Raw genomic sequence first — 7,297 nt, 5'->3', positions numbered from 1 at the left:
GCCATGATTCAACAATAAGCGGGAAACCCCGGAAAAGGGGAGTATCCGAAAGGTCACAGAACCCTTACCCGTTCCGGCCAAGCGACCCTACTCATGGTTGAATTACGGGCGCCCTGTTCACCACAGGAAATGGTCCTGTGGATAACTCCACGGCGATGGTTTTCCGGGATATTCTGGAGCAGGAGAAAGTACGGCCACGTCCCACTCGCCCCGGCGGGAGAATCTCCGAAACGGTGCGCGGCCACCCCGGCTCGGGCAGCAAGGCCCCGCCGGACCACCGCACACTCACACGCCTGCCACCCTGGCCTCAATGCTCCGCCGGGAGTGCGCGGGGCGTGCCGTTGCCTCCGCAGGAGCGAGCCGCCGTCCGCACGCCGCAAGCGTTGGTCGCAATGGGGCCACCCCAGGGGGTCTGCTTTTGGACCCCACACCTTTTCGGTTGCGGGGCGGGCCGGAGGGTGTTCGTCGGCGAGAGCGGTCCAGCCCGGGAAAGGGGCGGACCGCACACCCCGAGGCGCCGGCCCCAACCCCGCAGAACTCCGACACACCCCCACCCAGACCAACGAACAGGGGGTGGCGCCGACGCGGGTTGCGGGAGGCCCCGGCCGGGCTACGCTCGACCCGACGACGAACACCACCCACTCCAGCCGTAGGCTCCCACTCCAGCCGTAGGTCCTCACTCCAACCACAGGCCCCATCCGAGCCCTGGTCCACCCTCACCCCAGACCCATCCACAAGACCCGAACCTCGCCACCCGCCGTAACCGCTACTGTCCTATCGCCTCCGGCACGCTCACCACAAGGCACCTGCGGTCGAACACGCGCGTCACCGCCGCCCCGTCCCGGACCCGTGCCTGGGTCACCACCCCTGCGGTGCTGCGGGAGTGGCATCCACGGGGTACATCCGCGGCACCGCTGCGCTCCGCGGCTGCGGCCCGTGCTCCTCGAAGGCCTGCGCGAAGCGGTCGAAGGCCGCCGTCAGGTGGTCGCGCATGGCCTCCTCCGCACCGCCGGGGTCACAGCGCTCGATCGCGTCGCGGATCCGTCTGTGCTCGGACACCGTGGTGCGGCCGTCGGTGTCGGCGGGGTACAACCGAAATGTGTGCAGGTGGCTGTGGGTCTGTTCGTATGCCTTGCGGATGACCTCGTTGCCGAGCGCCGCCAGAATGTGGCCGTGGAAGCGCACGTCATGGAGGACTAGTTCATGGCGGATGTCGCCGGAACCGACCATGGACGACTCGAAATCCGTGATCTCTTCCCCGACCATCCGCGCCGGGTTGCTCAATCGGTTCACTGCTGCAGTACGCGCCGCCCAGACCTCCACCAGAAGCCGGAACTCGAAGAGGTCTCGCAGCTGCCCCAGGTCCAGCAGTGACGTGGTGCGGTAACCCTTGCCCGGCGACTTCACCACCAATTGGTCGCCCTCCAGCTGCCGGATTGCCTCGCGGATAGGTGTCTGGGAGACACCGAAATCCCGCGCGATGGCATCGATGTTGAGGCGCACTCCAGGGGCGATCTGATTCTCCAGTATCAGCGTGCGGAGCCGGTCGTAGACTTCTTCGGTACTCCTCCTGCCACGGGGGGCCTCGTCCTCCGACCGGGTCATCNCCCCGGCCCCCCGCCGTAGAACCGTCTGCATGCCGTTGAGCGAGTGTATCGGCGGGGCCGCCCCGTTCACGGCTCAGGAGCGGCTCGTCCCCGTGGCAGGGCTTGCCCAGCCCTCGGTTCAGGAGCGGGTCGGCGGACGCGTCCGCAGCCCCTGCATCCCGCCGTCCACGGGCAGGGAGACCCCTGTCGTCGACCCCGACCGGGGCGAGGCCAGATGGGCGATGGCTGCCGCTACCTCCTGCGGGTGCACCAGACGGCCGTGGGGTTGTCGCGCCTCCAACGCCCCGCGCTCCGCCTCGGGGGCCGGGGCCGCATCCAGCAGCCGTCCCACCCACGGGGTGTCGACCGTGCCGGGGCTGACGCAGTTGACCCGGATGCCCTCGGCCAGGTGGTCGGCGGCCATGCTCCGGGTCAGCGCCAGGACCGCGCCCTTGGTGGCCGAGTACAGCGCTCGCGCGGGAAGTCCGGCGGTAGCGGCGATGGAACAAGTGNGCAGGGCCGCCCGGCTCATTCGGACGGCCCCGAGTACGTTCACGTCGATCACGGCCCGCCACTCGGTGTCGTCGTTGCCCTCCACGGTGCCTTGTGCACCCACGGCCGCGTTGTTGACCACGACGTCGACCCCGCCGAGCTCGCGCGCCGCGCGGTCGACGGCCCCGCGCACCGCGGCGTCGTCGGTGACGTCGCACCGCAGCACCAGATGGCGCGGGTCGGCCCCTTCCGGTGCGGTGTCGAGCACGGCCACCCGCGCCCCCTCGGCCGCGAGCAGTTCGGCCGTGGCCGCACCGATCCCCGATGCACCGCCCGTGACCAGTGCGGTGAGTCCCCGCAGTTCGTCGCCCATCTCCTCGCCTTCCTCTCAGCCCTGCTCGAAACGTTGCCGTTGACGGCCCAGCCCCGAGACCTCGGTCTCGACCACGTCGCCGGCGCCCAGGTACGGGAACCGTCCCGACAACGCCACCCCCTCCGGGGTCCCGGTCAGCACGACGTCGCCCGGTTCCAACGCCATGTACCGGCTCAGGTGGTGCACGAGAACGTCCACCCCGAAGACCATGTCCGCGGTCGTGGAGTCCTGGCGCGGCTCACCGTTGACCCAGCTGCGCAACGACAACCGCCCGGGGTCCATCTCGTCGGCCGGAACGAGCCAGGGGCCCAGTGGCGTGAACCCCGGGGCGCACTTGCCCTTGGACCACTGCCCGCCCGAATCCTGCAGCTGGAAGGTGCGCTCGGACAGATCGTTGGCGAGTACGTAACCGGCCACGTGGTCGCGGCTCTGCCACGGTCCCTCCAGGTAGGAGGTGTGGCGGCCCATCACCACCCCCAGCTCGACTTCCCAGTCGGTGGCGCGCGAGCCGGGCGGGATCCGCCCGGTGTCGTAGGGACCGGTGACGGTGTTCGGGGTCTTGAGGAAGACCACCGGCGAGGCGGGGGGCTCGGCCCCCGACTCGGCTGCGTGCGCGGCGTAGTTCATGCCGATGCACACCACCGCGGAGGGACGCTCCACCGGTGCGCCCACACGTTCGCCGGCGCAGTCGGTCTCGGGCAGGGAGCCGGACTCCAGCGCCCGCCTTGTGCGTTCGAGGCCGCCCGAGACCAGGAAGGGGCCGTCGATCCGGTCGGTCAGAGCCCGCAGGTCGAAGGTGCGGCCCGGGCCGGTGCCGCCGTCGGTGCGCACCACGGGCCGTTCGGCACCGGGCGCGCCCACCCGCATGAGTTTCACGGTCGGACCTCCACGTGTCGGTGTGCGCCGCGCGGGCGCGCCGTGGGTCGCTGTTCGGAAAGGTAGGAGAACAGGGACCCGACCCCGAACTCCCACCTCGGCAGCTCTTCGGCGGAGCCGACGGTGTTGCGCAGGCTCCCCAGGTGCGGGCTGCTGATGGTGACCCGGTCGCCGTCCTTGTGGGTGAACCCCTCGCCGGGGCGGTCCCGGTCGCGGGTGGGCGCGAAGAGGGTGCCGGTGTACAGCACGAACCCGTCGGGGTACTGGTGGTGGGCGCCGGATGTGGCGGAGACCAGCTGCTCGAAGGAACGGCTCAGCCGGCCGACGTGGTTCTCGCCCTCCAGCGTGAACCCGTCCTGGGCGCCCTCCACACGGAGCCGCACCCGCTCCTCGCGCACCGAGTCCAACGTGAAGGTGTCGTCGAACAGGCGCAGCAGAGGCCCCAGGGCACTGGAGGCGTTGTTGTCCTTGGCCATGCCCAGCAGCAGCGCACTGCGACCCTCCACGTCGCGGAGGTTGACGTCGTTGCCCAGCGTGCAGCCCCGCGGACGGCCCCGGGGGTCGACGGCCAGCACGAGCTCGGGTTCGGGGTTGTTCCACTGCGAGAACGCCGGAATCCCCACCCGCGCCCCGTACCCGACCGACGCCAGCACCGGAGCCTTGGTGAACACCTCCGGGTCCGGGCCCAGTCCCACCTCCAGGTACTGCGACCACAGGCCCCGTTCGACCAGCACCTCCTTGACCGCCCGGGCCTGCTCGGAGCCGGGTTCGACCCCGCCCACCGCGCTGCCGACGGCCGCGGTGACGGTGGCGCGCACCTGCTCGGCCCGGGCCGGGTCCCCGGCGCACCGTTCCTCGATGACACGTTCGACCATGCTGTCGGCGAAGGTCACCCCGCACGCCTTGACGACCTGGAGGTCGACCGGGGCCAGCAGCCGGGCGGCTCCCGGTTCGTCGGGCGCCGCGGCCAGCTCGGCCAGGTTCCAGCGCGGACGGCCCCGCACGTCCTGGAGCCGGCGCAGAGCATCCTCCGACTCCAGGAGCGCAGAGACCGTCGGTGCCAGGGAGAAGAGGTCGTGGACCTGCTCGCCGCGCACGAGCACCGGGCGCGGACCGCCGGTCTCGGGGTCCCACACACGACCGACCAGGGTGGCCCGGTCGGCGTCCTCGGGGAGCAGGGGTACCGGGGCGGTCATGATGCACCTCCGTCGGTCCGCCGGGGGATGCGCCAGGGGTTGTCCTCCTGAAGCGCGGGCGGGAGTTGGGCGTCGGGGAAGGACTGGTAGGCGACCGGGCGCAGGAAGCGGCGCACGGCGGCGGTTCCCACCGAGGTGGTGCCCGGCGCAGTGGTCGCCGGGTAGGGGCCACCGTGCTGTTGGGCGTGGCTCACCGTCACCCCGGTCGGCCATCCGTTCATGAGCACACGTCCGGCGCGAGCCTCGAGCAAGCGCACGAGTGGGCCAGGGTCCTCGTCCGTCTCGCTGTGGATTGTCGCGGTCAGTTGCCCGCCCACGAGGGCGGCCAGCGAGCCCAACCGGTCCTCGGTGCCGTACTCCACGACGAGTCCGGCCGGGCCGAAGAGTTCCTCGCCCAGCAGCCCGGGCTTTCGGTGCACGTGCTCCGCTGTGGTGGTCAGGATCGTCGGGCCGGGGGAGCGGCCCGGCTCCCCGGTCAACACCGTCTCGACCCCTTCCCCACCGGCGACTGCGTCCAGCGTTTCCCCGAAGTCGGCAGCGAGGCGGTCCGTGAGCATCGGGAACCGCGGGGCCTCGGAGAGCTCCGCCGAGAGGACTTTCCGGGCCTCCTGGTCCAGCGCCGGGACGAACAGCAGGCCGGGGTTGGTGCAGAACTGGCCCATGCCCAGGGTCACCGATCCCGCGTACCCCCGCAGGATCTCCTCACGGCGGGAGGCCCAGGCCCGCTCGGTCACGAACGCCGGGTTGGTGCTGCCGAGCTCGCCGAAGAACGGAATCGGCTCGGGACGCGCACACGCCTGATCGAAGAGCAACCGGCCCACTCGCGCCGAACCGGTGAACCCGATCGCCGCGACCGCCGGGTGGTTCACCAGAGCTGTCCCGGACTCTCGCCCGGTCACGGCGGTGAAGAGACCTTCCGGGGCCGAGGCCGCCTCCAGGGCCTTGGTGATGACATCGGCCGTACGCATTCCGAGCCGCTCGTGTGCCTCGTGCACCTTGTGCACGACCGGGCAGCCGGCCGCGAGCGCGGATGCGCTGTCCCCGCCCATCACACTGAAGGCGAAGGGGAAGTTGGAGGCCCCGAAGACCCCGACAACCCCCAAAGGGACGTTGACACGGCGCAGATCCGGTCGGGGGCCCATGGGCCAGGCGTCGTCGGCGTGGTCGACGGTGGCGTCGAGGTGCCGGCCGGAGGCGGTCTCCGCCCCCAGCAACCGGAGCTGGAAGACGGTGCGCGTGAGTTCACCGCGAAGCCTCCCCTCGGGCAGGTGGGTCTCCTCCGCGGCCAGGAGGACCAGCTCTTCGGCGTGGGCCTCCAGGGCAGCGGCGGCGGCTTCCAGCCACTGCTCGACCTCCGCCGGGGAGGCGCTGCGGGTTCGTTCCAGGGCCTCCTGGGCCCGTGTCACGGCGTTTTCGATCTGCCTGGTCACCGTGTGACCTCCTCCTGTCGTGTGCCGTTGCGGTCTCGCCGCCACCCGTCCCCGTCGGGGAACTCCCACGTGGCCAGGGAGTCCTCGTGCATGCGCGCTCCGATGCCCGGGGCGGAGGGGGCCGCGTACCTTCCGCCGACCACCCGTACGGGGTCGGTGAAGTGTTCGTGCAAATGGTCGACGAACTCGATGGTGCGCTCTTGCATAGAGCCGCTGAGGGCGGCGTAGTCGAAGAAGGAGAAGTGCTGCACGAGCTCGCACAGGCCCACCCCGCCGGCGTGCGGGCACACCGGGACACCGAACTTCGCGGCGAGGAGCAGGTTGGCGAGGTTCTCGTTGACCCCCGCCACCCGGGTCGCGTCGATCTGCATCACGTCGATCGCTTCGGCCCTCAGCAACTGTTTGAACACAATCCGGTTGGCCACTGCCTCACCCGTGGCCACCTTGACCGGCCCGACGCCGCGGCGGATGTCGGCGTGGCCGAGGACATCGTCGGTACTGGTGGGCTCCTCGATCCACCAGGGGTCGAACTCGGCCAGCGCGCGGACCTGCTCGACCGCCTCGTCGGACTCCCAGCGCTGGTTGGCATCGATCGATATGCGCACGTCGGGGCCGACCGCCTCCCGGGCCAGGCGCAGGCGTCGGTGGTCGTCGGCCGGGTCGCCCCCCACCTTGAGTTTGATCATCCCGAAGCCGTCGGCCACTGCCTGCCGGCTCAGGCGCACCAGCTTCTCGTCGCTGTAGCCGAGCCACCCCGGGGTGGTGGTGTAGGCGGGGTACCCTTCCCGCCGCAGTTCGGCGATCCGCTCCTCCTTGCCCTCCTGGCCGGCCCGGAGCAGATCCAGAGCCTCCTGCCGGGTCAGGGTGTCGCGGATGTGGGTGAAGTCGACGGTGTCGACGAGCTCCTCCGGCGCCATCCTGCTGAGCAGCAGCCACAGCGGCTTGCTCTCGCGCCGGGCCCGCAGATCCCACAGGGCGTTGACCAGGGCGCCACAGGCCATGTGGGAGACCCCCTTCTCGGGGCCGAGCCAGCGCAGCTGGGCGTCGTGTACCAACAGGCGCGAGGCCCGGCCCAGGTCGTGGACGAGGGAGTTGGTGCCGCGGCCGGTGAGCAGAGCTCCGTAGCTGCGGATCGCCGCGGCCACGACCTCGTTGCCGCGGCCGCAGGTGAAGACCAGTGCCTGCCCGCTCTCGCCCTCGGAGGTGGAGACGGTGACGTGAGCGGCGGAGTAGTCGGGTGCCACGTTGACGGCGTCGGAGCCATCGAGCTGCCGTGACGTGGGAAAACGGACGTCGCGTACTCGGACTGAGGAGATGTGGGACAAGGGTTTGCCTCCCTGGTCG

Annotated in this window: 6 protein-coding genes; all 6 read right to left on the bottom strand. The window is 70.8% G+C overall.

What is annotated here, in order from left to right; all coding sequences use genetic code 11:
* Window positions 1-858 precede the first annotated feature (858 nt).
* Complete coding sequence (locus tag D474_RS0101580) at window positions 859-1,605, bottom strand: GntR family transcriptional regulator (protein ID WP_239646975.1); 747 nt, start codon at window positions 1,603-1,605, stop codon at window positions 859-861.
* A 120-nt stretch (window positions 1,606-1,725) separates the two neighbouring features.
* Window positions 1,726-2,451: an SDR family NAD(P)-dependent oxidoreductase gene (locus tag D474_RS0101575; protein ID WP_017611844.1), complete on the bottom strand. Its 726-nt coding sequence runs from the start codon at window positions 2,449-2,451 to the stop codon at window positions 1,726-1,728.
* A gap of 15 nt (window positions 2,452-2,466) precedes the next feature.
* Window positions 2,467-3,327 carry a fumarylacetoacetate hydrolase family protein gene (locus D474_RS0101570; protein ID WP_017611843.1) on the bottom strand — a complete coding sequence of 287 codons (861 nt, stop codon included), beginning with the start codon at window positions 3,325-3,327 and terminating at the stop codon, window positions 2,467-2,469.
* Window positions 3,324-4,523 (bottom strand): fumarylacetoacetate hydrolase family protein, encoded by a 1,200-nt coding sequence (locus tag D474_RS0101565; protein ID WP_017611842.1) that lies wholly within the window; start codon window positions 4,521-4,523, stop codon window positions 3,324-3,326. Before D474_RS0101565 ends, D474_RS0101570 begins: the two co-directional genes overlap by 4 nt.
* Window positions 4,520-5,953: an aldehyde dehydrogenase (NADP(+)) gene (locus tag D474_RS0101560; protein WP_017611841.1), complete on the bottom strand. Its 1,434-nt coding sequence runs from the start codon at window positions 5,951-5,953 to the stop codon at window positions 4,520-4,522. Before D474_RS0101560 ends, D474_RS0101565 begins: the two co-directional genes overlap by 4 nt.
* A complete protein-coding gene (locus D474_RS0101555) occupies window positions 5,950-7,278 on the bottom strand; it encodes an enolase C-terminal domain-like protein (protein ID WP_017611840.1) in 1,329 nt (442 codons plus the stop codon). Before D474_RS0101555 ends, D474_RS0101560 begins: the two co-directional genes overlap by 4 nt.
* Window positions 7,279-7,297 lie beyond the last annotated feature (19 nt).

Origin of the sequence: Nocardiopsis salina YIM 90010 (genome assembly GCF_000341025.1) — a bacterium.
GTDB classification, from domain to species: Bacteria; Actinomycetota; Actinomycetes; order Streptosporangiales; family Streptosporangiaceae; genus Nocardiopsis; species Nocardiopsis salina.
The sequence above is the reverse complement of the archived record's forward strand: the minus strand, read 5'-3'. Positions and strand labels throughout refer to the sequence as shown.

Excerpts from the sequence above, each read along its gene's own strand:
- D474_RS0101580 (WP_239646975.1), bottom strand. The coding sequence starts at position 1,605 with ATGACCCGGTCGGAGGACGAGGCCCCCCGTGGCAGGAGGAGTACCGAA.
- D474_RS0101565 (WP_017611842.1), bottom strand. The coding sequence starts at position 4,523 with ATGACCGCCCCGGTACCCCTGCTCCCCGAGGACGCCGACCGGGCCACC.